Source organism: Sphingobacterium sp. UME9 (genome assembly GCF_014170215.1).
GTDB lineage: Bacteria > Bacteroidota > Bacteroidia > Sphingobacteriales > Sphingobacteriaceae > Sphingobacterium > Sphingobacterium paramultivorum.
This window is the reverse complement of the sequence record NZ_LZZP01000009.1, coordinates 434569-458150: the sequence shown is the minus strand read 5'-3', so window position 1 is coordinate 458150 and position 23582 is coordinate 434569. Positions and strand designations below refer to the sequence as shown.

Annotated in this window: 23 protein-coding genes; 14 read left to right on the top strand and 9 right to left on the bottom strand. The window is 40.0% G+C overall.

Going from position 1 to position 23582, the window contains the following annotated elements:
• Positions 1–546 precede the first annotated feature (546 nt).
• The 5 genes from A9970_RS15140 to A9970_RS15120 all read left to right on the top strand — a co-directional run bounded on the left by A9970_RS15140 (position 547) and on the right by A9970_RS15120 (position 7798).
• Positions 547–1149, top strand: coding sequence for a TetR/AcrR family transcriptional regulator (locus tag A9970_RS15140; protein ID WP_182982885.1), 603 nt, complete (start codon positions 547–549; stop codon positions 1147–1149).
• 81 nt (positions 1150–1230) lie between these two features.
• Positions 1231–3984 carry a TonB-dependent receptor gene (locus A9970_RS15135; protein ID WP_159731939.1) on the top strand — a complete coding sequence of 918 codons (2754 nt, stop codon included), beginning with the start codon at positions 1231–1233 and terminating at the stop codon, positions 3982–3984.
• A gap of 23 nt (positions 3985–4007) precedes the next feature.
• Positions 4008–5282: a parallel beta-helix domain-containing protein gene (locus tag A9970_RS15130; RefSeq protein ID WP_182982884.1), complete on the top strand. Its 1275-nt coding sequence runs from the start codon at positions 4008–4010 to the stop codon at positions 5280–5282.
• Positions 5273–6364 carry an SO2930 family diheme c-type cytochrome gene (locus A9970_RS15125; protein ID WP_259655405.1) on the top strand — a complete coding sequence of 364 codons (1092 nt, stop codon included), beginning with the start codon at positions 5273–5275 and terminating at the stop codon, positions 6362–6364. The genes A9970_RS15130 and A9970_RS15125 overlap by 10 nt, the downstream gene beginning before the upstream one ends.
• Positions 6365–6385: 21 nt before the next feature.
• Positions 6386–7798, top strand: a complete 1413-nt coding sequence (locus A9970_RS15120) for an aldehyde dehydrogenase family protein (RefSeq protein ID WP_182982882.1) — start codon at positions 6386–6388, stop codon at positions 7796–7798.
• Positions 7799–7842: 44 nt separating this feature from the next.
• On the opposite strand, the gene A9970_RS15115 is transcribed toward A9970_RS15120, so the two are convergent.
• Positions 7843–8232 (bottom strand): response regulator transcription factor, encoded by a 390-nt coding sequence (locus tag A9970_RS15115; protein ID WP_120335280.1) that lies wholly within the window; start codon positions 8230–8232, stop codon positions 7843–7845.
• Between the two features lie 487 nt (positions 8233–8719).
• Here A9970_RS15115 and A9970_RS15110 point away from each other — a divergent pair, with 487 nt between their 5' ends.
• Complete coding sequence (locus A9970_RS15110; RefSeq protein ID WP_182982881.1) at positions 8720–11233, top strand: cation-translocating P-type ATPase; 2514 nt, start codon at positions 8720–8722, stop codon at positions 11231–11233.
• A 60-nt stretch (positions 11234–11293) separates the two neighbouring features.
• Here the strand turns inward: A9970_RS15110 and A9970_RS15105 are convergent, their stop codons facing one another.
• The 4 genes from A9970_RS15105 to A9970_RS15090 are packed head-to-tail and all read right to left on the bottom strand — an operon-like array spanning position 11294 to position 14491.
• Entirely contained in the window at positions 11294–12232 is a 939-nt protein-coding gene (locus A9970_RS15105; RefSeq protein WP_182982880.1) for a glycerophosphodiester phosphodiesterase family protein, read from the bottom strand.
• A gap of 3 nt (positions 12233–12235) precedes the next feature.
• A complete protein-coding gene (locus A9970_RS15100; protein WP_182982879.1) occupies positions 12236–12751 on the bottom strand; it encodes a shikimate kinase in 516 nt (171 codons plus the stop codon).
• A 5-nt stretch (positions 12752–12756) separates the two neighbouring features.
• A complete protein-coding gene (locus A9970_RS15095) occupies positions 12757–13941 on the bottom strand; it encodes a BT_3928 family protein (RefSeq protein ID WP_182330031.1) in 1185 nt (394 codons plus the stop codon).
• Between the two features lie 7 nt (positions 13942–13948).
• On the bottom strand, positions 13949–14491 hold the full coding sequence (locus A9970_RS15090; protein WP_088163452.1) for a DUF1599 domain-containing protein: 543 nt from the start codon (positions 14489–14491) through the stop codon (positions 13949–13951).
• 305 nt (positions 14492–14796) lie between these two features.
• Between A9970_RS15090 and A9970_RS15085 the strand changes: the two genes are divergently transcribed.
• The 4 genes from A9970_RS15085 (at position 14797) to cysM (ending at position 17764) form a co-directional block, all read left to right on the top strand.
• Positions 14797–15594, top strand: coding sequence for a HipA family kinase (locus A9970_RS15085; protein ID WP_182982878.1), 798 nt, complete (start codon positions 14797–14799; stop codon positions 15592–15594).
• Positions 15572–15955, top strand: a complete 384-nt coding sequence (locus tag A9970_RS15080) for a DUF3037 domain-containing protein (RefSeq protein WP_075991213.1) — start codon at positions 15572–15574, stop codon at positions 15953–15955. Before A9970_RS15085 ends, A9970_RS15080 begins: the two co-directional genes overlap by 23 nt.
• A 121-nt stretch (positions 15956–16076) precedes the next feature.
• On the top strand, positions 16077–16886 hold the full coding sequence (locus A9970_RS15075) for a serine O-acetyltransferase (RefSeq protein ID WP_075991214.1): 810 nt from the start codon (positions 16077–16079) through the stop codon (positions 16884–16886).
• Positions 16887–16891: 5 nt separating this feature from the next.
• Entirely contained in the window at positions 16892–17764 is an 873-nt protein-coding gene (gene cysM / locus A9970_RS15070) for a cysteine synthase CysM (RefSeq protein ID WP_153847896.1), read from the top strand.
• A 76-nt stretch (positions 17765–17840) separates the two neighbouring features.
• Here cysM and A9970_RS15065 read toward each other — a convergent pair whose 3' ends face one another.
• The gene (locus A9970_RS15065) at positions 17841–18200 is read right to left on the bottom strand and encodes a VOC family protein (protein WP_182982877.1); all 360 of its coding nucleotides are present in this window, start codon (positions 18198–18200) and stop codon (positions 17841–17843) included.
• Between the two features lie 242 nt (positions 18201–18442).
• Here A9970_RS15065 and A9970_RS15060 point away from each other — a divergent pair, with 242 nt between their 5' ends.
• A complete protein-coding gene (locus A9970_RS15060; RefSeq protein WP_182982876.1) occupies positions 18443–19417 on the top strand; it encodes a YeiH family protein in 975 nt (324 codons plus the stop codon).
• Here A9970_RS15060 and A9970_RS15055 read toward each other — a convergent pair.
• The 3 genes from A9970_RS15055 to A9970_RS15045 all read right to left on the bottom strand — a co-directional run bounded on the left by A9970_RS15055 (position 19414) and on the right by A9970_RS15045 (position 20978).
• The gene (locus A9970_RS15055) at positions 19414–19878 is read right to left on the bottom strand and encodes a GNAT family N-acetyltransferase (protein ID WP_153847899.1); all 465 of its coding nucleotides are present in this window, start codon (positions 19876–19878) and stop codon (positions 19414–19416) included. The two genes, A9970_RS15060 and A9970_RS15055, sit on opposite strands and share 4 nt — an antisense overlap.
• 40 nt (positions 19879–19918) lie before the next feature.
• Positions 19919–20377: a MaoC family dehydratase gene (locus A9970_RS15050; RefSeq protein ID WP_075991219.1), complete on the bottom strand. Its 459-nt coding sequence runs from the start codon at positions 20375–20377 to the stop codon at positions 19919–19921.
• Positions 20378–20546: 169 nt separating this feature from the next.
• A complete protein-coding gene (locus A9970_RS15045; RefSeq protein ID WP_153847900.1) occupies positions 20547–20978 on the bottom strand; it encodes an SRPBCC domain-containing protein in 432 nt (143 codons plus the stop codon).
• Between the two features lie 179 nt (positions 20979–21157).
• Between A9970_RS15045 and A9970_RS15040 the strand changes: the two genes are divergently transcribed.
• The 3 genes from A9970_RS15040 to A9970_RS15030 all read left to right on the top strand — a co-directional run bounded on the left by A9970_RS15040 (position 21158) and on the right by A9970_RS15030 (position 23571).
• Positions 21158–21964 carry an alpha/beta hydrolase gene (locus A9970_RS15040; protein WP_153847901.1) on the top strand — a complete coding sequence of 269 codons (807 nt, stop codon included), beginning with the start codon at positions 21158–21160 and terminating at the stop codon, positions 21962–21964.
• Between the two features lie 146 nt (positions 21965–22110).
• Positions 22111–22515: a hypothetical protein gene (locus A9970_RS15035; protein WP_182982875.1), complete on the top strand. Its 405-nt coding sequence runs from the start codon at positions 22111–22113 to the stop codon at positions 22513–22515.
• Positions 22516–22689: 174 nt separating this feature from the next.
• Positions 22690–23571 (top strand): DUF3347 domain-containing protein, encoded by an 882-nt coding sequence (locus tag A9970_RS15030; protein ID WP_182982874.1) that lies wholly within the window; start codon positions 22690–22692, stop codon positions 23569–23571.
• The last annotated feature ends 11 nt before the right edge of the window (positions 23572–23582 follow it).

Sequence of the window (23582 nt, the reverse complement as noted above, 5' to 3'; positions counted from 1 at the left end):
ATAATTTAAAAAAATATAAGTTGTGTGTTTCCGATTAGAAAGCTTTCGCTGTTCAAACAAATAGTTTGCCAAAGATTTTTTTTAATGTTTTGATAAACAATAAATGATTTGTAACTACTTCTCTTTTAGTGCTTTTTTTTTGTAGATAATCTAAAAATATCCCCAACTATATACATCATAGTCATATTCTATTTGCGAGGAGTCTGCTTTTCCAAATAAACAACCTGTGATTGGTCTGTTTTTTATTGCTGGACTGTTTTAACAGGAAACAAAATAGAGAAGATGGAGTCAGGATACTTTGATGAAAAGAAAACGGAGCCCCTTAAAAAAGTGCAGTAAAGACAATTTTGTCGCGAATAAACCTGAATAAGATCGCATACTTCTTTTATTTAAAAATCAATTTGTCTATGTTTGGCGTAACATGTTAAGTCTGTATGTATTTGACTTTTAACAGTGTTATGTTTACATCTTGATATATTTTTCAATTTTCAAACATTTTATTTAAATGTTTGAAAATTGAAAAATATATTACTAACTTTATTTTAGATGAATAAAAAGGAACAGGTCAAAGAAAGAATTGGACAGGCGGCCATGGAATGTTTCGAGCGTTATGGATTGGAAAAAACAACCTTGGAAGACATTGCTAAAACTGTGGGATTGAACAAAACGTCTCTTTATTATTATTACAAGAACAAAGAGGATATTTTTATTGAAGTAGCAATACGAGAAGGACAATCTTTTATCGATACATTACAAAAAAGTACATTGAAAAAGAAGGGAGTGGAGAATCAGATTTCTTTTTATTTAGAATCGAGATTGAACTATTATACCAATGTGCTAAATATGAATAGGGTGTCTGTCGAATCACTTGATAAGATTTTACCTCGTTTTTTTGAACTATATGATGCAATGATGGTGCAAGAGAAAGCTTTTCTTACTAAGCTTCTCACGCAGGCCATTGCACATGAAAAATTGGATCTAACAGATCCTGAAAATATAGCTTCTGTACTTATAAATTTTGCTAATGCATTGAAACATAGCACAGAGCAGCAGGCGATACTGAAGCGGCAGGTTGAAATTGACTATGCACAAAGTCTTCGGGATACCAACTTTCTAGTCAGCCTAATTTTTAGAGGGCTCAGAATGTAATTCTCGATTGTCCATTTTTGGAGAATCATGGCGGGTAAGGTGAAGCATTGAAGCGATAATAATACGCTAACCAATATAAACATGAAAAAAATTGCCTTATTAATCCAGATTCTCTGTATCTGTGTGCCATTTAGTTTGTCTGCACAACAGATCATCAATGGGCAGGTCAGCAATAGCTCAACATCCGAGCCGGCCTATGCAGTTTCGATTCACGTAAAAAACGGAAAGGAAGGTACTTTCACGGATGATCGAGGGCGTTTTCAGCTGAAAACAAATAGACCACTACCCATTACGCTGTATATTTCCGCTATCGGGTATGAATCGAAAGAAGTTTTGGTGAATAACCTGTCATCTCCATTGCATATTTCTTTGAATTTATCGCCCATTTTGGGGCAGGAAGTTGTTGTTTCTGCAAGTAGAACCGTACAAAGTAAACTATCCGCGCCAGTAACAATTGAGCAAATGAGCAGCAAAGACATTCGTAATGCTGCACAATTAAATTACATGGATATGCTTCAAGGCTTGAGAGGAGTCGATGTTACCGTATCCAGTATTGGTTTTACCAGTGTTACAACGCGTGGGTTCAATACCAGTGGGAACACCAACTTTACTCAGATCGTAGACGGGATGGATAATCAGGCGCCAGGACTGAATTTTCCGCTCGGATCGGTCATCGGGCTAACTCAACTTGATGTCGATAATATAGAGGTGCTGTCTGGAGCATCTTCAGCCTTGTATGGGTCAAGGGGATTGAATGGTACGATGGTTGCCACAGGTAAAAATCCGTTTAAATATCAAGGATTAAGTGTGTTGGTGACTCAAGGTGTCAACCATATCAATCATAAAAAGAACAATGATCCTGTGCCTACGTCACCCTATTATGATTGGGCTATACGCTATGCAAAACAAATGGGGAATAAAATTGCTTTCAAGATCAATGGTCAGTATACACAGGCAAAAGATTGGGTAGCCAACGATGAAACCAACAAAAACGGTCCTGGGACAGCGCTGACAGATCCAAACTATAATGGGGTTAACCTGTATGGAGGAGCGACTTCGACAGATATTAATCCCTTTTTGGAAGGTGCACTTCAGGGAAATCCGGAATTGGCCCCCCTAATCGAGCCCCTACTGAAAAATCCAAATTATGTTGCCCGGACTGGATACCCCGAATATGGCTATCTCGATAATAGAGCCAAGCTCTTTAAAATCAATGGTGAATTTCGTTACAAGGTTTCCACCACTATTGAAGCCATCGCTTCAGCCACTTTTGGTACAGGTAATATTGTGTATACCAACGATACGCGTTATCAGCTGAAAGGATTTAAAGTAGGGCAATATCGGCTGGAGCTTCGTGGGGATAAATGGTTTTTCAGAACGTATACGACCCAAGAAAATTCGGGGAGGACACTGGTTGCAGGGCCGACGGCACAATATATCAATGAATCTTGGAAAACAAGTTACGATGGAGGAACAGGTGGCTGGTATCCTGAGTATACTGCCGGTCTCTTAAATGCACTTGCTTCAGGTACTTCGCTCACAGACGCTCATCTAGCGGCACGCACGTTAGCCGATCAAGGACGTGCCGAACTTGGAACACCGCTGTTCAATAGACTTAAAGATAGTATCAGCAATACACCAATATCGCAGGGTGGAACGCTGTTTTTGGACCGTAGCAAATTGTACAATGCCGAAGCACAGTATAATTTCTCAGATCTCGTAAAATTTATGCAGGTGATTGCAGGTGTCAATTGGCGCTTGTACAATCTAAATTCAAAAAATACATTATTCCCAGATAAGGATAAGCCGATTCATGTAAAAGAGTACAGTGCTTACCTGCAACTCGCCAAAAAAGTATTGGATGATCGCCTTAATATTGCCACTTCATTCCGTTACGATAAGAATACGTTGTTTGCTCAGCCAAAGTTAACTTCAAGAGCATCACTGGTGTTTGATTTGTTTCATCAGAATTATTTACGCCTTTCTTATCAGAATGCGTATAGTTTCCCCTCTAATATACAAGCCTTGCAAAATACCTTAAACGGTTATAATAGCTATTCCTCCGGTGGTTCATCGCTGTTGTTGATCGATAATTATCAATTTGATCGCTATCCTCCTTACACCTTGGAAAGCGTGCAAAAGTTTCAGCAATCGAACGATCCAACCGTACTTCAGAAATTTAAATTTGATGATATTAAGCCGCAGTCGGTTAATGCTTTCGAACTGGGCTATGCAGCTATGTTGGGCAAGCGGGTGATGATCGATGTGTTGGGGTATTTTTCAACTTGGAAGAATTTTATTGGCTATGCCAATGTTGCCAATACTCCTGGAAGCGATGATTACAATGCTTTTAAAGATCATGCGACCTATGTTCAGTATAATATCGCTTTTAATGGCGGAGAGACCGTAAATACCTATGGATATGCCGCGAGTATTAGTTTGGATCTAGGCCGGAATTTTGTGACCAAGGCCAATTATTATTCTGACTACCTAAAAAATAAGAACAATAGTCAAATTAACAATTTCAATACACCACATTATCACTTTAATCTTGAATTCGCGAATAGTGGCTTTGGGAAAAAACAGGTTTGGTCTTTTAGTACTTCCTTACGTTATAAACCGGGGTACTATTATGTTGTGTCTGGAGGACTTGCCGCAGGTCAAGTGCCAAGCTCAGCGGTGATCGATGCGCAAGTGAGCTATAAATTTGTTAAGGCTCGATCCGGAATTCGTATTGGGGGGACCAATATCACAAACAAGTATTATTCGACAGGAATTGCTAATCCACGTATAGGAGCAGTGTATTATGTCACTTATGCTTATAATATTTTCTAATCAAAAACTAAATAAATCAGAACATGAAAAGATATTTAAAACAATTGATTGGTATTGCGGTCACAGCTTCCTTCCTGTACAGCTGTGCCGACCAATCGAAAGACAGTTACAAAGTCCTTACGTTTACTCCTGGACAAGAAGAGGCTATTGAAGAAGCTTTCCTTTCCATTAAAGATAGCACCAATATCGTGCTAAAAGCTGGAAAATACTCCTTCGATAATCTGAGCATTGCGCAAGTAAATCATATTAAGATTGAAGGCGAGGGCTATGATAAGACAATTATTGATTTTTCCAGTCAGACACAGGGAGGAGAGGGAATCCGGGTTACTGATGTGAAAGGTTTAGCGATTGGGAATATGACCATTCGTGATTCAAAAGGAGATCTATTGAAGATAAACAATAGCCAAGACGTTGTCATTTCAAATCTTCATAGTATATGGAGCTCGGCCGATTCTACAAGTGGCGGATATGGGATTTATCCTGTGCTCTGTAAAAATGTGCTTGTTGAGAATTGTTATGCCGAAGGGGCTTCAGATGCAGGTATCTATGTTGGACAGACAAAAGGTGTCATTGTGCGGAAATGCAAAGCAGCGAAAAATGTGGCAGGTTGTGAAATTGAAAATACAACAGATGCTGAAGTTTACGATAATGAATTCTATGGAAATACAGCCGGATTTCTGATTTTTGATCTGCCTGAACTTTCACAACGCGGTGGAAGGGTAAAGGCATATCGCAATAAAATCTATGATAATAATTTTAAAAATTTTGCCAAAGGTGGGAGTTTCGGAACATTTTGGGGAGTAGGGAATGCATCTCCGGGAAGTGGTATCATTATTCTTTCTACATCAAATATTGAAATTTACGATAATGTTATCGAACAAAACAATACGTCTGCGATTACGATTGCTTCAGGTTTTGCTGTGGATGAAAAAGCTGCGGAACGCATCAATGCAAATTATTCCCCCATACCCACACATGTTAAAATTTATAGAAATACCATTAAGATGGGGGATAAATTCCCGCAAGCAGCTTATGAGCATCGTATCGGTCAATTGATTATTGCTACTGAAGCCCAGTTGAATAGCGTTGAGCCGGATCGAAAAAATAAGCGGATTCCTGCCATATTGTATGATGGTATTACCAGTAATGTGATCACGAATGGTCATACTCAAAACCCGGATTCCATCTGTATCAATCAGCCGGGTGAGAATATGTTTGTATCGGCAGATTTTAGTCACGCAGGTCAACCGGCGAAGTGGAAACCCTCAAGTAATGTACAACCTTTTCAATGCAAATAACAGTGAAACCAACAAAATTTGCCCTCGTCTGTATCGGAATATTGAGTGTGATCCTGCTTTTGCTGCAACAGAGCTGTCGGCAGGGGCAAAAGAAATCATCAGATCATAGGGCTGTCTCTTTTGAATTTAGAGAACGACTGTCCGAATACGGCTTTTTTACTGGAAAACTAAACCAATTAGTGGCAAGAGCTGATATCTTGGGCTACGATCTGAGCACGCCCCTATTTTCTGATTATGCCGTTAAAGACCGCTTTATTGTCTTGCCAAAAGGAGGGAAAATAGGCTACACAGCGTATGGTCCGTTAGATTTTCCCGACTCAACCATTATTATAAAGAATTTCTCCTACATAAATGAACAAAGGCAAAAAGTGTTGATAGAGACGCGCTTACTGGTGAAGGATCCAGCTGATCATGCCTGGAAAGTGATGAATTATCTGTGGAATGATGGGCAGACCGATGCTATTAAACATATTCGCGGTGCTAAACTACCGATTACATTGATAGATAATGCGGGCAATAAGCATACGACAAACTATATGGTACCCAACACCAACGATTGCAAGCGCTGTCATAACAATAGCTCCAAACTGATGCCCATAGGTCCAAAAGCCCGAAACCTCAATTTTGTGCGATTAGGTGATTCGATCAACCAACTAGCCAAATGGCTTTCCCTTGGCCGGGTGTCCAATATGCCCGATCTAAAGAAAGTACCGCAATTGCCTATATGGACCGATGAAAACAAATTCAGTTTGGAACAACGGGCAAGAGCCTATTTAGATGTGAATTGTGCGCATTGCCATACCAAAGGGGGAGACGCTTATAATACGGGGCTTTTCCTGGATTATGATGTGAAAATTCCTTCCCACCTTGGTATTGGTAAAGCTCCTGTTTCAGCTGGAGGTGGAGCAGGTGGCTTGGATTTTGATGTGGTTCCCGGAGATGCCAAGCATTCTATCCTGCTTTATCGGATGAACAGTGTGGAACCCGGTACGGCGATGCCGGAGTTGGCCAGAAGTATAATACATAAAGAAGGTGTGGATCTGATTCGCCAATGGATCAATAATATGCCATCAAAAAAATAATAATATTGATCTTCAATTGGTATGAACAAAGAGACGTTAACGGATCAGATAGGTTTAATATTTGAACAGCAGCAGCTTTTTAAATATGAATTACGGTCTAGCAGTGCACAGGAGCGTATAAAGAAACTCTACAAGCTAAGGGCGCTTATTGAAAGTCATGAGGATTTAATCTATGCGGCGCTCGAAAAAGATTTACGGAAGTCACGAAGTGAAGCCGCCATAAGCGAAGTATTGTTTATTTACGGTGAAATAGCATTTGCAATACGACATTTACGAAAATGGATGAAGCCTAGACAGGTTGGCCGCTCGATGACCAATTTTTTTGCTAAAAGTACAATTACCTACCAACCTAAGGGTACGGCGCTCATTATATCGCCTTGGAACTACCCTTTTCAGCTCACAATGAGTCCTTTGATTTCAGCTATTGCAGCGGGCAATTGTGTGATTTTAAAGCCCTCAGAACATAGTTCATTCACGTCTGCAGTTATTGGGGAGATCTTGACCAAAGGATTTGACCAACGGGAAGTGGCCTGTATTGAAGGTGAACAGCCTGTTTCCGAAGCACTATTAGCGCTTCCCTTTGATCATATTTTCTTCACCGGGAGTCCAGCAGTAGGTAAACTTGTTATGCAGGCTGCCTCCCGCAATCTCAGTTCTGTAACCTTGGAGCTTGGTGGAAAATCACCCGTTATATTAGATGAGACTGCAGATTTGGAAATGACTGCCCATAAAGTTGCTTGGGGAAAATTAATCAATGCAGGCCAAACCTGCATTGCGCCAGATTATGTTCTTTTGCCTAAAGATAAGCGGGATGAATTTGTAAACTATTATCTAAAGGCGATTAAAAGTATGTTTTTTACGGAAGATGGGCAGCTGGATCGAACAGTTTATGCAAAGATCATTAACCAAAAGCACGCTAGTCGTCTTGTTTCATTAATCGCGAATTCAACAGCATGTGGGGCAAAACTGCGCGAAGGAGGGCAATTGGCGGACGATCTGACATTAAGTCCGGCATTGTTGATCGATGTAAAGGCTGACAATCCAATTATGCAAGAAGAAATATTTGGTCCTATACTTCCAATAGTAACCTATGAAGACCTACAAGAGGCTCTAGCACTCATTAATCGCGCTGAAAAGCCTTTAGCTTTATATATATTTAGCAATAACAAGTCTAATATTCAATATATCCTGAAACAGGTGTCCTCAGGAGGGGCTTGTGTGAATGATGTTTTGATTCACGTTTCCAACCCGCATTTGCCTTTTGGTGGTGTCAATGGCAGTGGCATGGGCAGTTGTCATGGGCAGTTTGGCTTTAAGGCATTTTCACACGAAAGGGCTGTCATGTTTCAATCTAAATTTTCAGTTTCTACGTTGATTTATCCACCCTATGCTAAAAAGAGCAAAGTTTTTAAATTATTGAAGAAATGGATTTAGTCAATTGAAAGCACGCTCAAGTGAAGAAAACTGCCCGTTCTTCGTTACAAGCGATCTGGGATGGCTCTAGCTGAAATGTTGTTGCTCGTCAGTCGTTTGACCCGCAACAGGAGTTCTTCTGGGCTAAACGGTTTCACCATAAAATCTGAAGCGCCAAGGTCAAAAGCTTCAATGACGACTTCCTCTTGTCCCATGTTGGAAAGTACAATAACGGGGATTTTTTTCTCGAGCTTTTTTATGGAAGAAAGTACTTCTATCCCCGAAGCAAATGGCATCATAATGTCGGTAATGATCAGATCTAGATCCATTGTATTGAGCTTTTCAATTGCATCTTTTCCATTGGTGGTAGTGATAACCTCGTGACCTGCCTTGATCAGTTTGTATTGAACTGTCCGTAATATCAACTCATTATCTTCTGCAATTAAGATGACCATCTTGTTTTTATTATTAATATACTATTATGGAGGCCACAACAAGTTTAGATGCTATTCCATATCTAACGATAGGTACAGAAATATTTTAACAATATGTTTAGTTTCCAGCTTCTCTTTGTGTTTTACCTGATCTGAAAACATAGGTAGCAAAGAAGGACTTCAATAGCAAGAAGCTGTCTTGGCATTATTGGAAAAATGATCGTAAAATTGCTTTTGGCTAATATAAAATTCAAAGTCCCCAAATGAATTTCTGCGCAAATATATCATTGTAATAGAAATATGCAATAAAAGAAAAGTATTATAAGGTAAATTTTATGCTAATATGTTGCTGATAAGTCATGTAGCCTTTCTTTTTTACAAAAAGTAAAAGTTGTAAATAAAAGATTGTAACATGATGTTACATGTGAAGGAGATGATCGTCGACAGATGATTTAACTCCTGGATACAAGAATTATTCATTATATTTAGGTAACCTAGTTCATTCGATATGTCATATAATATTCCCGATAATCTGAAAGGTCTTTCCGCAGCTGAGGTTAATGCCTCTCGCGCTAAATATGGTTGGAATCAATTGAGCGATAATCACAAGAATACATGGTTTGAACTGCTTGTGGATATTTTGAAGGAGCCTATGCTGATTCTGTTGATTATCATCTCGATGATTTATGTTTTTGTGGGGAATTACGGAGAGGCTGTATTTATGTTTGTCGCTATTGTTGCTGTTACGGCTATTTCTTTTTATCAGGATAATCGTAGCAAAAAAGCCCTGGAGGAATTGGAAAAGCTGAATGAACCATTAAGCATCGTGATTCGAAATGGGAAGGTTAGTGAAATTCCAACACATGAGATTGTTGTGGGGGATCTCTGCATTACAGAGGAAGGTCGAATTATAAACGCTGATGGTCGTATTCTACATAGTAACGATTTTTCTGTCAATGAATCTTCGTTGACGGGGGAGAGTTTTTCCGTCTTTAAGGACAGTAAATCTGAAGATAATCTGGTCTACGGCGGGACGGTTACGGTCTCAGGCCTGGCTGTGTTTGAAGTTACTGAAATCGGTAAAGAGACCCGTGTTGGGAAAATAGGTGAATCGATCAAAAATATCAAGGAAGAAATTTCACCGTTGCAGGTGCAAATCCAAAAGTTTGTAAAAGCAATGGCCATTGTCGGTATCCTAATTTTTTTAATCGTATGTCTATACAGTTTTATTGACAGTGGTAATTTAGTGGCGAGCTTGCTCAATGGACTTACTTTGGCCATGTCTGTATTGCCGGAAGAGATTCCTGTTGCGTTTACAACTTTTATGGCGCTTGGTGCATGGAAACTCATGCGGGAGGGGATTATAATCAAAAGAAGCAGTATTGTTGAAACTTTGGGTAGTACAACGGTGATTTGCACAGATAAGACCGGGACCATTACAGAGAATTCCATGCAATTGAAATACCTCTATAATTATGCTACGGATTCATCTTATGATCAGGAAAGGTTTGATGAGTCCGATTTAAGAGAGCTTATCGATTATGCGATGTGGAGCAGTGAGCCTGTGCCTTTTGACCCCATGGAAATTACGTTGCATAAAATATATGAAAAAACGCAAAAGCAGGACCTCAGAAAGGAATATGCATTATTTCATGAATATCCTTTAGATGGTAAACCGCCGATGATGACCCATCTTTTCGAAAATACAGGAAAAGATCGGATTATTGCTGCCAAAGGGGCACCGGAGGCTATACTTAGCGTATCGAAGCTGCCCGATAGTGAGAAAGATAAAATTAGGGCTATTGTTAAATCCTATGGAGAGCAGGGCTTTCGTCTATTGGGTGTGGGGAAAGCGAAATTCGAAGGCAATAATTTCCCCGCGAAGCAACAGGATTTTGAGTTCCAATTTTTAGGGTTGACCGTATTTTATGATCCACCCAAAAAGGGTATCCAGGAAGTGTTCCAAGATATTTATGAAGCCGGGATTAAAGTCAAAGTAATTACTGGCGACAATGCCGATACGACTAAAGCAATAGCGGCTCAGGCCGGAATTCGTATTTTGTCTCCGCCGATAAATGGCAGTGAAATAGTCAATAGGTCCGAGGCTGAAATTATGGCGATAGCGGAGCAAACAACTTTATTTACCAGAATGTTTCCCGATGCTAAATTGGCTATTGTAAATGCCCTTAAAAAGAAAGGCGAGGTTGTGGCGATGCTTGGCGATGGAGTAAACGATGGCCCAGCATTAAAAGCAGCCCATATCGGCGTTGCTATGGGCAATAAAGGTACTGAAATAGCAAAATCAGCCGCGGCGTTGATTATCACAAATGACGATCTACAAAAGTTAATCATTGGTATAGCAGCCGGAAGAAGGATTTACGCAAACATCAAGAAGGCGGTTCAATACATCATTTCTATTCATATCCCCATTATTTTGACCGTATCACTACCTTTGTTTTTAGGCTGGGTATTTCCGCAGATTTTTAGCCCTGTGCATGTGATCTTCCTCGAATTGGTCATGGGGCCCACCTGCTCGATTGTATATGAAAATGAACCTATTGAAAAGGATACGATGAAACGACCTCCTAGAGCTATGGGCGACACTTTTTTGAGTATAAATGAGCTCGGAATAAGCATTGTTCAAGGCCTGATAATCACTATAGGGATTCTATTTGTTTATCAGTTTACTGTTCAGCAGGGGGGAACAGAGGAAAAAACGAGGGCTATGGTTTTCGCTACTTTAATCTTTGCCAATGTTTTGTTGAGTTATGCTAACCGATCTTTCCACTATAGTATCCTTGAAAGTTTTAAAAACCGAAACTTGCTGCTCGTGGGTATTTCGATCGCTGTGCTTCTATTTTTAGCCGTGATATTATATGTTGCTCCGGTCGCCCAATTTTTTGCTGTAGCAGCCCTGAGCGGATATGAATTGGGGATAGCGCTCTCCGTGGCTGCAGCATCAGTGTTATGGTTTGAGGTCTATAAATTGATCGGGAGAATTGTACGTGCTAAAAAAGATTGAAGGGATATATCGAGATAATCCAAGTATTAAACGAATAGAATTAGGCACAAGTTAGGAATCTTACTGAATAAATTTCGAAGTAATTCCTCTTTTCTTGATGTAGAAATTTAGCGCTCGCCCTGCCTCTGTAGGTCGATCTGTACTTAATATATCTGCACCGCGATCAATAAATCCGGCATAAACTTGAAAGCCTTTTTTGTCGGCCTGTCTGTCTAAGTTTCCCAGTGTACCCAATATGCACATGATTCCATGGTCATGTAGTACTTTGGTCAATGCTGGGTCTGCTTCACGGGTTCCGACGAAGGCTAACAAGCGATTGTCGGGGATATCTTTTTCATTTAGACGAGCAAGGTCATCCAGATTATTGACCGAGGCCGAAATCATGATGTCGCTAGCCAGACTGTGCACTTTGGCCGCCTGGTTGGCACTATACGTGATGATGACTACGCTAGATTCTGCCCTTTGTTTGCGAATTGCATTGATAACGGCTTCATAAGGGACATCATTTTTAATGTCTAAGGTGAAGATTACCTTTCCTTTTCCCCAAGAAAGTGCTTCTTCCAGCGTGGGGATCCTATATGGCGTTATCTTTTTGTTATTATCCAATAGACGAAGCTTTTTGAGCTCAGCCAAACTGCTGGCATTCACAGGCCCTCTGCCGGTGGTTGTTCGGTTTAGCGTATTGTCATGCATTAATATCAGCGCTGAGTCTTTACTGATGCGAACATCACATTCAACAAGGACTGGCTGCAAGCTCGCATTATAGGAAAACGTTTCGATTGCATTTTCGGGGTATCCAGATGTGGGGCCACCACGATGCAAACTGACCAATGGATAACGATTATCGTCATAGGTCAAAAACTGATATAATTCCTCCACATTTTGGAGCTGTATACGTTTACCCACTGGCAAGCCATCCGTATTGGCTCCGTTACGAAAGCAACTGCTTACGATAAAGCAGATCAATAAAAGGAAGTAGTGGCGTATACGTATATTCATTGTCTATCTATTGTGCTGATTAATCAGATCGGCTAGTGCCTCGACACTGGTATTTAATTGGTCGACTGTCAGATGGGCCTGTGTATAATAAGGTTCTCTTTCGATCAACTTCTCTTCAATAAATAGCCGTAGTTCCTCAGGTGATTTTCCGATTAGAATGGGCCTTTTGTGTAGTTTAGATTGAGAAAGACGGTCAAAAAGTGCTTTAGGTGACATCTGTAAATAGACGGCATATCCATTCGCCTTGATCCATTCCATGTTGTCAAAGAAACAGGGGGCACCACCACCGGTAGATATTACGGCAGCATTCTCAGAAAATTTACGCAATTGCTCGCGTTCTAATGCCCGGAATGCGTCTTCACCATGTTGACTAAAATATTCGGTAATGCTCATGCCAATTTGTTTTACGATCTCCTCATCTGTGTCGATAAAAGGGAGTTCGAGTTTAGTGGCAAGTTTCTTACCCAGGGTAGTTTTTCCACTTCCCATATAACCAATCAAAAATATAGGTTTAGGCATAGGTACTATTTGTCTTTACTTAGAAATTTATCTTCAATGGTTTTGGCATCCGGAAAGTTATTATAGTGCCATTTTCCGACGACGTTGCCTCCCTTTAGGAGGAGTACACCAGGATTTGCCCTGACCATGCTTTTCAGAGGAATGAGATCGGCATAGAATATCTCCGCAATTAATTGCATTTTATCACTCAGATATTGGGCATCTTTGGATGCCGAAGCAGTCAATAGAACAATACGAAGCCCATTATAATCTTTTGTTAATTGGATGGCTGCCTGATTGATCTTTTGGATAGCATCAATATTGGTCGAAGAAAGATCCTTTGCAACGATAACAAGATTGTAATACGGATTAGCGATGATTTCTTGCGTATGGTCTGCTCCGTCGGCATCCGTAATCAAGAGATCAGGAATAGGAATATCATATCCCTTTTTGACCAATTTACTCTCAGGTTCACCTATAATTTCCCACGATTCATCTTCCCATAGCTTGTCAGCCATATAGACCTTGTCATTGACCTTTTTTGTTTCACCCGTCTTTTTGTTTTTCATGGTATAGATTTGCTCAAACAAATCGCCTTGTTTGCCTTCAGGAAGCACCATTAATGAAGGTAAGTTGTTGCCAACTTTGTAGGGTAAGAAATCAATAAACGGGAGGTAGTTTACGGTATAGACACCAATACCTAAAGAGATAACAGCTGTAATCACAGTAGCAACGAATTGATTGCCTGATCCTTTGATAATTGATCGTAATTGCTTTCGGTTAAAAAATATAATAAGGATCAACGCCAAGAGCACTAGATCTTTAGAAAATGATTGCCAAGGTGTAAGTGGAATGGCATCCCCAAAACAGCCACAAGAGGTCACGACCTCAAAAAATGCCGAATAGAAGGTTAGAAAAGTGAAAAATAGAATCAGTAGTAGCAGGCCCCAGGCAACGGTATTCGCATAGACCCCCAATAATAACAGTGCTCCTAACAAAATTTCAAAACCACAGATCACTACAGCGATGGCAGTAGCGTATTCATTAAAAGCTGTGAGATGAAAGACCTCAAAGTATTCCTGAAGCTTATAGCCAAACCCTGTCGGGTCATTTGCTTTAATAAAACCTGAGAATATGAAAAGAAGTCCCGTGAAAATCCGGCAAAATCCTAAAAGATAATTTGTTTTGGTACGCTGCTGTGTAACTGTCATAATCCGATTATTGTTGTGCGATTCCTAATTTAATTAATGCGAAAACTGCGTAATTGAGCATATCTTGATAGTTGGCATGGATGCCTTCAGAAACCAGGGTTTGCCCATCATTATCTTCAATTTGTTTGACGCGGTGTATTTTCATTAAGATCAGATCTGTCATGGAAGAAACACGCATATCGCGCCATGCCTCACCGTAATCGTGGTTTTTGGCAAGCATGAGATCTCTGGTCTCGGTAACCTTTTCTGTATATTTCTGATTTACAAAGGTTGGATCCAAATTTTCTTCACCATCTTCACCCAAATCAATCTGAATCATGGCCATGACACAGTAATTGATAATACCGATATATTCATCAACAATTCCTTCGCCTACTTTGGAAACCTTTTTGATTTCTAGCGTGCGTATACGTTGTGCTTTAATGTAAATCTGATCCGTAATGGAAGATAGGCGCATAATCCGCCATGCCGTTCCATAATCTTTTGTTTTTTTAATAAATAAATCCTGACAATGTTTGATAACACTGTTATATTCCTGAATGGTATCCATATCGTTGATTGAAGAAACTTGATGAGACAAGTTGTGATTACACTACAAATATAATTAGAAAATAATACTTCCAACGGTCAAATGAATGTACAATTTGTGCTTTATTGCTAAAATATAAACAATAATTTTGGATATTACCACAATTAAAAGTTCGCAGGGGCTAGGGGCAACAGCATCGTGCAAGTGCATGGCGTGAATTTCTTGTTTCCTATATCCCCAAACGTTTAAATATGGGTAACTTTAGATAAGTTTGATCAGTTTGCAAGGTATCTTGCCAACTTTGAAGATAGTAAAAATATAAATTCATGGATTTTCAACAACCTGTTATTAGAGAAGTAGAGATCATCCGATATGTTCAGCCATTTCGGGAAGGAGGGTCTTTACCCGCATTAGTCGATGCCGATGACGGCTTTAGTTATGTTATAAAATTTAGAGGGGCAGGTCAGGGACGAAAAGCATTGATCGCGGAATTGATCGGCGGAGAGCTGGCAAGATTACTAAAATTAAGAGTTCCCGAAATTGTATTTGCGGAGTTGGACGAATCCTTTGGCCGTACAGAACCCGATGAAGAAATTCAGGATCTGCTCAAATTTAGTGTGGGCAAAAACCTGGGACTTCATTTTCTGAGTGGAGCCATCACATTTGACGCGAATGTCGATGCTATCGGCGCGGAGGAAGCATCGAAAATTGTTTGGTTGGATTCACTCTTGATGAATGTAGACCGTACTGTGCGGAATACAAATATGCTGATATGGCATAAAGAACTTTGGTTGATAGATCACGGCGCTTCTTTATATTTTCATCACAGTTGGGATAATTGGGAAGAACAATCCCTAAAACCATTTGTTCAGATTAAAGATCACGTACTGCTCAAAAATGCAAGTATGGTGGAGAAAATAGACCAGGAATACCGTTCCGTTTTTACGGAGGCGGTATTTCGCGGAATATTGGCGGTGGTTCCCGATGAGTGGCTGGAAGATGCCGAACGTGAGCTCTCTGCAGCCGATGCGCGCGAAGTGTATGTTTCTTTCCTGAAACGGCGTGTAGCCAATTCATCCATTTTTGTAAAACAAATAGAAGATGCCAGAAAAGACCGTATATGAGTATGCTGTGGTACGTTTGATACCACGGGTGGAGCGAGAGGAATTTATCAATGTAGGCGTAGCTCTTTATTGTCGTAAGTATCGTTTTGCGAAGATGGTTTATCTTGTCAATGAACAGAAGGTACGGTCGCTTTGTCCGGATATTGAATTGGAATTGATCGAAAATCATCTTTCATCTTTCCAACGAATCTGCCACGGCGAAAAAGATGCCGGCAAACTTGCTGCACTGGATATCACCGAACGCTTTCGATGGCTGACCGCAAAGCGGAGTACCCTGATTCAATGTTCGGCATCACATCCCGGATTATGTGAGGACCCCGAAGCAACATTGAAGGAGCTGTTTGAGCGTCTGGTTCTGTAAATTAAAAGATGTGCTCCCTTGATCAGGGGACAATACGTGATGGTCAAAGGGGCTAAGTTTTGATAATAAGGCTTAATCTATCAATATTGTATAGTATATTTGTTTTAATAAACTAGTGAAGATGCATGATTTTTATCAACATATCTATGAACAGCAACTGGCTGTTCTAGAAATGCCTTCTAACAAGAAGATCTGCGGCTGGGCTATCCGAATTGTGGATGTGCTCTTCCCCGAACGAAATTCTAGCGAGATGAAATCGGTCGATGATGTGAAGCTCGCTTTTGAACAATTTGAATTAGAACTGGAGCAGCTCTTAAGCAAATCCAAAGCTTGTCAAAGTTGTAATCATTCGGAAGTAGCGCACAAATTTTTTGAACGGATTCCACAGCTTTATGAATTGATGTGCTGGGATGCGGATGCCTTGATGGATGGGGATCCAGCAGCACAGAATAAAAGAGAAGTCGTGCGTACTTATCCCGGTTTCTTTGCCATCTGTATCTTCCGGATGGCCAATGAACTGCATCGCTTGGGTGTTCCTTTGATACCGCGTATATTGACGGAACATGCCCATTCCAAAACAGGCATTGATATCCATCCCGGAGCAACGATAGGCCATCATCTGCATATTGACCATGGCACCGGATTAGTCATCGGTGAAACCTGCACCATTGGTAATTACGTGAAGCTTTATCAGGGTGTAACCTTGGGCGCGCTGAGTGTTGATAAGGTGTTTTCCAATGTAAAACGCCACCCGACAATCGGTGATCATGTCATTATCTATTCAGGGGCCACAATCCTCGGCGGTGAAACACACATCGGCCATCATTCGGTCATTGGCGGGAATGTTTGGTTGACAAGTTCTGTAGAGCCTTACACCACCGTATATCATCAGGCCACCTCAAAATTTATAGATTCGAAACCAATAATATAGATACCATGGGAAATATCATAGATACCATAGGAAATACGCCTTTAGTCGAGATAACACAATTTCATACAAATCCCAAGGTGCGGATATTTGCGAAAATGGAGGGGAATAATCCTGCTGGTTCGGTGAAAGACCGTGCGGCACTAAATATGATCCGCTCGGCGATGGAGCGCGGTGACATTACAAAAGATAGCAAATTGATTGAGGCAACGAGTGGTAATACCGGAATCGCACTGGCTATGATTGCAGGTATATATGGACTTAACCTTGAGCTTGTGATGCCGGCTTCTTCAACACGGGAGCGAACACTTACGATGGAGGCTTATGGCGCTAAAGTCACCTTATTGGAATCCATGGAAATATGCCGCGATTATGCAGAAGAAAAGGCCGAAAAAGAAGGCTATTTTATATTGAATCAATTTGCAAATCCGGATAATTACGAAGCACATATCAAGACAACGGGACCTGAGATCTGGCGTGATACCGAAGGAAAGATTACACATTTTGTAAGCGCTATGGGCACTACAGGTACAATTATGGGAAACTCCATCTATCTGAAGGAGAAAAATGCAGCTATTCAGATTGTAGGTTGCCAGCCTACTCCGGAATCCTCGATACCAGGTATACGGCGTTGGCCCGAAGCATATCTGCCCAAGATTTTTGATCCGAGCAGGGTAGATCGTGTAATCGATATATCCCAACAGGAAGCAACCGAGTTTGCGCGGGAGCTTGTCAAGCGCGAAGGTGTTTTTGCCGGAATGAGTACCGGCGGAGCTTTTGCCGGAGCACTTAAAATTGCAAATGAAATCGAAGCAGGCCTTATTGTCTTTATTGCCTGTGACCGAGGTGATCGTTATTTGAGTTCAGACCTTTTCGGCTAAGAACCCATACAAACAATACCAAGCCCACTACGGATCCTCGCTGATTTTTAGCAATCTTTAGTGGGCTTTTCGATGTCTAAGTATCGGCGCCAAAGGTGAGTAGATTGCTGTCGGGATCTAAAATCGAAAACTCACGCTGACCCCAAGGCTTAATCTCAAGTTTACCATTGGGATGAATCTCAACGTTATTTTCTTTAAAAGATTCATACAGACAATCAATATCGTCTGTGCGTATATAAACCATACCATAATTTTCTTCGGGTGGAAGTTCTTGGAATTCAAAAAAATGAATTTCAATATCATCTTTCTTCAACATCAGATACCCTTCATAGTCGGCAGTGCCACATAATGAAAATCCAAGTTTATGTAGATAAAAATCCTTTGTGATGGTTTTGTTGCGCATGGGCAGTTTGGGATGAATGGCTGTCAGTTTCATCGGTATATAATTATTAAGTCGAGTTTAATCCATATGTTTTGTAACCTATTTGAAATATAATCATTTATCGTAGTATTTTAATGTTCTACCATAAGGATTATTTCGTTTTTATAGCGTATTCTTTAGCTATTTGGCTAAAATGTAGTTTTTTATTATAACTAATTGTTATGACTCATTTATAATTGTGTCTTTTAAAATAATTGAGAGTTATTCAATTTTGTGCCAATCAATGTATCATTGTCATGGACAAAAAAATAAATACGACAATTCGTTATAAACAGTTGCTCAATCGAAAAGTTTCCGTTCGGGAAATCATTTTTATGCTCTTATTTGTATTGTGTCTTACGCCATTCGTTTCAGCTCCGCTTGCCTTACTTTTGGGCATTATTGTAGCACAATGGATCGGTCATCCCTTTCTGGCAGTCAATCACAGGGCAACACAGATTTTGTTACAGATTTCTGTCGTTGGACTTGGCTTTGGAATGAATATCGATACGGCTATCCAAACGGGTAAGCAAGGGTTTGTGTTAACAGTTATTTCTATTCTCGGAACATTATCATTGGGCTATCTATTGGGTAGGTTACTCAAGTTGGAAAAGGTGACCGCTTATTTGATTTCTGTCGGCACTGCCATTTGTGGTGGAAGTGCCATTGCGGCGGTTTCACCGACGATAAAAGCCAATGAGAAGCAAGTAAGTGTGGCGCTAGGGACCATATTCGTACTGAATGCCATTGCTTTATTTGTATTTCCTGTTGTTGGTCATTTGCTTGATCTCAGCCAGACACAATTTGGTTTATGGTGCGCGGTTGCTATACAGGATACCAGTTCTGTCGTTGGTGCAGCGAGTAAATATGGTAATGAATCACTACAGGTCGCGACAACCGTAAAATTAACTAGAGCTTTATGGATTATTCCGATCGCCTGTTTAAGTGCTGTAGCATTCAAGACCAAAGGGACGAGCATTAAAATACCATATTTTATTGGTCTATTTGTATTGGCGGTTATCTTAACAAGTTATATCCCTTTTTTTCAGCATATAGGAGGCTATGTCGTTCCTATTTCAAAGATGGGGCTTACCTTAACTTTGTTTTTAATTGGAGCAAGCTTGTCTAGGGAGGTTTTGTTGGCAGTAGGTTTTAAAGCAATACTACAGGGGGTAGTGCTGTGGTTGGGATTATCAATACCGGTACTCGTCTATATTTATTTTTGCCTTTAGGCATTTAACGTATACTTCAGCATAATCATATCTTTCAACAGCTGACCATTTTCATAAATAGGCAGCTCATAATTTTCGATGAAAAAATCTTTGCGGATGGCGTATTTAACAAAGCCATTTCGTTCATAAAAACGAATTTGAGCCAGACCACAATCTGCGGTACCTACAATCAGGTTCGGGTATTGCTGGTAGTTCTCCTTGATAAAATCAAGCAGTTGACTTCCGAGCCCCATACTTTGAAACTCTGTTGATACGGCGATGTTTTTAATTTCTAATGTATCCGTATTGACCGGATATAAACAGAAAACAGCGATAGGTTTTTCCGTTTCATAGACAACATAAACCATCGATTCATAGAGGTATTTGTCGATTGCATGAATGGTTTCGTCTGCTAAAAGCAACAAATCATAAGGATAATCCTTATGATTTGTAATAAGTTTTATTTGAAAGCTATTGCGCATGTATAAGAATTCGCTAATGGCCTATAGTCTAATGTTGGAATTAATTGAAATGATATAAAAAGATAACATCACCCACGTAAGCCGGTTTTGCACTGTCTTTGATTTTCAATGTAGCTTCAATGGTAACTTTAATAACCCCTCTCAAATTGACCACCGATTTTACTTGTGTATGTAGCTGTACAGCATTGTCAACCAAAACGGGTTGTGCAAAACGTAGGTTTTCAATCCCATAATTGATTTCCATTTTGACATTTCTTACTTCAGCAATTTGTTTCCATAAATAAGGAATGAGAGACAAGGTCAGATAGCCATGGGCAATAGTTGATTTGAAAGGACTATCCGTTTTGGCCTTTTCGCTATCTAAATGAATCCATTGGTGATCAAGTGTTGCATCCGCAAATTGATTAATTTGTTTTTGATCAATAACATGCCATTGGGATTCGCCTAATGATTTTCCTTCAAAGGCTTTATACTCTTCATAATTGTTAATTATTGTCATATGTAATCTTTTTATCGCATTTTGTTGGTATCGTTCCCCGCTTTTAATGGAGAAGGGAAGATAAATTAGTGGCTAAATATAACTATACTTTTAAGAATCCTAAGCATATCCTTTATTTAAAAGATGATTGCATGAAAAGACAAGCTAAGTTCGTTCATCATTAATACGATTACCCGAGTTGTGTCGTTGCATAGGTGTTTTCAACGTAGGATCTAAAATTTTCGAGTATGGCTTGCCATCCATTACGTTGCATATCAATTGGATTTTCCGTTTCTGCATCAAAAATTATCGTGATATCCGTAGCAGACTTTTTTGCATTGAAGTTGACTTCAACATGACGGCCATCAGGCATAACATAGGCTATTTTTTTAAAGGGGTCAAGCGCGGTATAGCTGCCTTCAAAATCGAAGCCCATGGATCCATCTTTTGCCTCCATGCGGTTTTTGAACTTTCCGCCAATGCGTAAATCATTGATTGAGCTTGTACAGTGCCAATCATCTGAAGCATGGTTCCATTGCATGATATCTTCGGCTGAGTTATACGCATTCCAGATCGTTTCTACGCGTACGTTGATATGGGTTTCAATCTTTATCTGTTCCATATAATGTATGATGTTTTCTAAGTTAATAACAGGAAAATTTGGGTTTTGTTATATCTATCGCCAGATAATTATCAATATAAAATAAAAAGTGTAAAGTTGAAACTTATTTTAGCTCAACCAAATAGTTTTGATTGAGTTTTGTTAACTTTAAGCTATTTAACACTTAAATACGATTTATAATGTCCTCCAAATTGCTTGTTATCTTCTTTTTTCTGTTTTCACCAAGTTTGATTTTTGCGCAGCAATATAAAACGACAACCGACGTTGCCTATTGTAAACCTGATGAACCAGATTCTTATAAGAAAGAACGTTGTAAATTGGATATCTATATCCCGACTGATCGTAAAAATTTTGCTACCATCGTATGGTTTCATGGAGGTGGACTAGAGGAGGGAAATAAATTTATTCCACTTGAACTTAAAGAGAAAGGTGTAGCGGTTGTAGCTGTAAATTATCGGCTAAGCCCCAAAGCGAAATCGCCGAGCTATATTGAAGATGCTGCTGAGGCTGTTGCATGGACATTTTCACATATTGCCAGCTATGGTGGAGACCCCTCAAAAATTTATGTGTCGGGGCATTCTGCAGGCGGATACCTGGCTTTAATGGTTGGTTTGGATAAACATTACCTTCAAAAATTTGGTGTTGATGCAAATAATATAAAAGGGCTGGCGCCGATTAGTGGGCAAACAAATACGCATTATACAATTAAAAAGGAACGTGGTCAATCTATGGTGATCCCCCAGATTGACCAGTTTGCACCACTTTCTTTTGCCCGGAAGGATGCACCTCCAATTCTCCTGATCACCGGCGATCAACAATTGGAAATGGCCGCACGGTTTGAGGAAAACGCACATTTGGCAGCGATCTTAAAACAGGTTGGGCATACCAAAACCTCGTTGTACCAACTGCAGGGTTTTGATCATGGAGGAGTGTATGCACCCGGCTGTCTGTTGATGCTTAACTGGATCAAAGGACTCGAAAAATAGTTTTTATGTGGTCAGGCCGAGAATCGGAAATACAGCAAATCAAAATATTATAAACAAAATAAGAAATATTACAATTGTACATTCGTAAATTCTACCGAAATTTACCTCCAAAGTAGCACATCTCTACTTTTCAAATTTAATCCGTTATGTGGGCAAAACGCAATATCGTATTTGTAATCTGTATGCTGGGGCTTTTTTTAGCACCAAATAGGTTATTTGCCTGCCACGAACCGTCCGAAAAGCCAAAACAGGAAGAAAAATCCTGTTGTCTTGATGAAAGACAACATATAAAAGACGTCGGAACAGAAGATTGTTGTAAAGATGAAAGAGCTGAATCGCCAAAATCAGATCACCATGGGGATGACTGTGGTAAACATTGTGGCGAAAAATCATGCCGCACCTCCCTGCAATGTAATCCTATTGTTTCAGTGATCGAAGCTCAGCTTATTTTACCCTTACATGCTGATGCATTAAACGCTTATGCGCGTTATAAACAACCTTATTGCGCAGATGCCTATTTTTCCATTTGGCAACCTCCTCAGATCGCTTAATGTTAGACTGATAGCCTATGCTATGTCTTTTTGGATCGGTTTCTCTATCCAAAACCCTGTTTATTTAGCTTATGAAAATCCCTTTGAATCTATCGGATTCAATACGCAAATACAGTAAATCGCTGTAGAAGGGTTTTTTCGTCAGTATTCTTTTATATACTACATATCATAATCATGAGATTAATTTCATTACTTGGTTTGGTAATCCCTGTATTACTATCCACCCAACATACACATGCACAAATTAAAAATGCAAAGACAGCTACTGTAAAGATTTTTGGAAATACTCCGGCTGTTAAAACGATCATTGAAAAAGAAGGCAAGGACGGACAATTTGCTAAAGTTGACTGGAATCAGACAACCAAGCTAGCAGTTGTTACCTACGACTCTTCAAAAACAAGCGCGGATGAGGTCCTTAAGCGTATTGCATTGGCGGGGTTCGACAATGAGAAATTTCTGGCTCCAGATGATGCTTATGTCCAATTGGCAAAAGCTGAACAATATGAACGAGCCCTAAAACCAGCATTAAAAAATGGCACTGAACATCAGGTTGATCATACGAACCATAGCCAGGGCGTACAAACAACAATTCAACCTTCGGCGAATACAAAATCAGCCGATGAAAAGACCGCATTTGTACTGTTGACAAATCCTTATTTTGCGCTAAAGGATGCTTTGGTGAAGACAGATGCGGTGGCAGCTGCGGCTCAGGCAGAGGCATTTCAAGCAGCAATCAAAGCTGTCGATATGAATAAACTTAGCCATGATGAACATACGGTATGGATGAAGGTTATGAATAAGCTGGCAACCGATGCGGCAGGTATAACTAAAAATAAAGATGTGGCTAAGCAACGTGTGGCTTTTGCATCTCTTTCAAATACGTTGTATGAGCTTCTGAAGGTGATTAAAGTGGATGGACCTATTTATTATCAGCATTGCCCCATGTTTAATGAAGGCAAGGGAGCGCATTGGTTAAGTAAGGAGAATGCCGTGAAAAACCCATTCTTTGGTGCACAAATGATCAGTTGCGGAAGTACAGTGGAAACGTTAAACTAATCGGCTGCGTT

Excerpts from the sequence above, each read along its gene's own strand:
- A9970_RS15035 (WP_182982875.1), top strand. The coding sequence starts at position 22,111 with ATGTGGGCAAAACGCAATATCGTATTTGTAATCTGTATGCTGGGGCTT.
- A9970_RS15120 (WP_182982882.1), top strand. The coding sequence starts at position 6,386 with ATGAACAAAGAGACGTTAACGGATCAGATAGGTTTAATATTTGAACAG.
- A9970_RS15065 (WP_182982877.1), bottom strand. The coding sequence starts at position 18,200 with ATGAAACTGACAGCCATTCATCCCAAACTGCCCATGCGCAACAAAACC.
- A9970_RS15115 (WP_120335280.1), bottom strand. The coding sequence starts at position 8,232 with ATGGTCATCTTAATTGCAGAAGATAATGAGTTGATATTACGGACAGTT.
- A9970_RS15140 (WP_182982885.1), top strand. The coding sequence starts at position 547 with ATGAATAAAAAGGAACAGGTCAAAGAAAGAATTGGACAGGCGGCCATG.
- cysM (WP_153847896.1), top strand. The coding sequence starts at position 16,892 with ATGGGAAATATCATAGATACCATAGGAAATACGCCTTTAGTCGAGATA.
- A9970_RS15130 (WP_182982884.1), top strand. The coding sequence starts at position 4,008 with ATGAAAAGATATTTAAAACAATTGATTGGTATTGCGGTCACAGCTTCC.
- A9970_RS15075 (WP_075991214.1), top strand. The coding sequence starts at position 16,077 with ATGCATGATTTTTATCAACATATCTATGAACAGCAACTGGCTGTTCTA.
- A9970_RS15055 (WP_153847899.1), bottom strand. The coding sequence starts at position 19,878 with ATGCGCAATAGCTTTCAAATAAAACTTATTACAAATCATAAGGATTAT.
- A9970_RS15095 (WP_182330031.1), bottom strand. The coding sequence starts at position 13,941 with ATGACAGTTACACAGCAGCGTACCAAAACAAATTATCTTTTAGGATTT.
- A9970_RS15080 (WP_075991213.1), top strand. The coding sequence starts at position 15,572 with ATGCCAGAAAAGACCGTATATGAGTATGCTGTGGTACGTTTGATACCA.
- A9970_RS15105 (WP_182982880.1), bottom strand. The coding sequence starts at position 12,232 with ATGAATATACGTATACGCCACTACTTCCTTTTATTGATCTGCTTTATC.
- A9970_RS15125 (WP_259655405.1), top strand. The coding sequence starts at position 5,273 with ATGCAAATAACAGTGAAACCAACAAAATTTGCCCTCGTCTGTATCGGA.
- A9970_RS15090 (WP_088163452.1), bottom strand. The coding sequence starts at position 14,491 with ATGGATACCATTCAGGAATATAACAGTGTTATCAAACATTGTCAGGAT.
- A9970_RS15040 (WP_153847901.1), top strand. The coding sequence starts at position 21,158 with ATGTCCTCCAAATTGCTTGTTATCTTCTTTTTTCTGTTTTCACCAAGT.
- A9970_RS15100 (WP_182982879.1), bottom strand. The coding sequence starts at position 12,751 with ATGCCTAAACCTATATTTTTGATTGGTTATATGGGAAGTGGAAAAACT.
- A9970_RS15085 (WP_182982878.1), top strand. The coding sequence starts at position 14,797 with ATGGATTTTCAACAACCTGTTATTAGAGAAGTAGAGATCATCCGATAT.
- A9970_RS15030 (WP_182982874.1), top strand. The coding sequence starts at position 22,690 with ATGAGATTAATTTCATTACTTGGTTTGGTAATCCCTGTATTACTATCC.
- A9970_RS15110 (WP_182982881.1), top strand. The coding sequence starts at position 8,720 with ATGTCATATAATATTCCCGATAATCTGAAAGGTCTTTCCGCAGCTGAG.
- A9970_RS15060 (WP_182982876.1), top strand. The coding sequence starts at position 18,443 with ATGGACAAAAAAATAAATACGACAATTCGTTATAAACAGTTGCTCAAT.
- A9970_RS15135 (WP_159731939.1), top strand. The coding sequence starts at position 1,231 with ATGAAAAAAATTGCCTTATTAATCCAGATTCTCTGTATCTGTGTGCCA.
- A9970_RS15050 (WP_075991219.1), bottom strand. The coding sequence starts at position 20,377 with ATGACAATAATTAACAATTATGAAGAGTATAAAGCCTTTGAAGGAAAA.
- A9970_RS15045 (WP_153847900.1), bottom strand. The coding sequence starts at position 20,978 with ATGGAACAGATAAAGATTGAAACCCATATCAACGTACGCGTAGAAACG.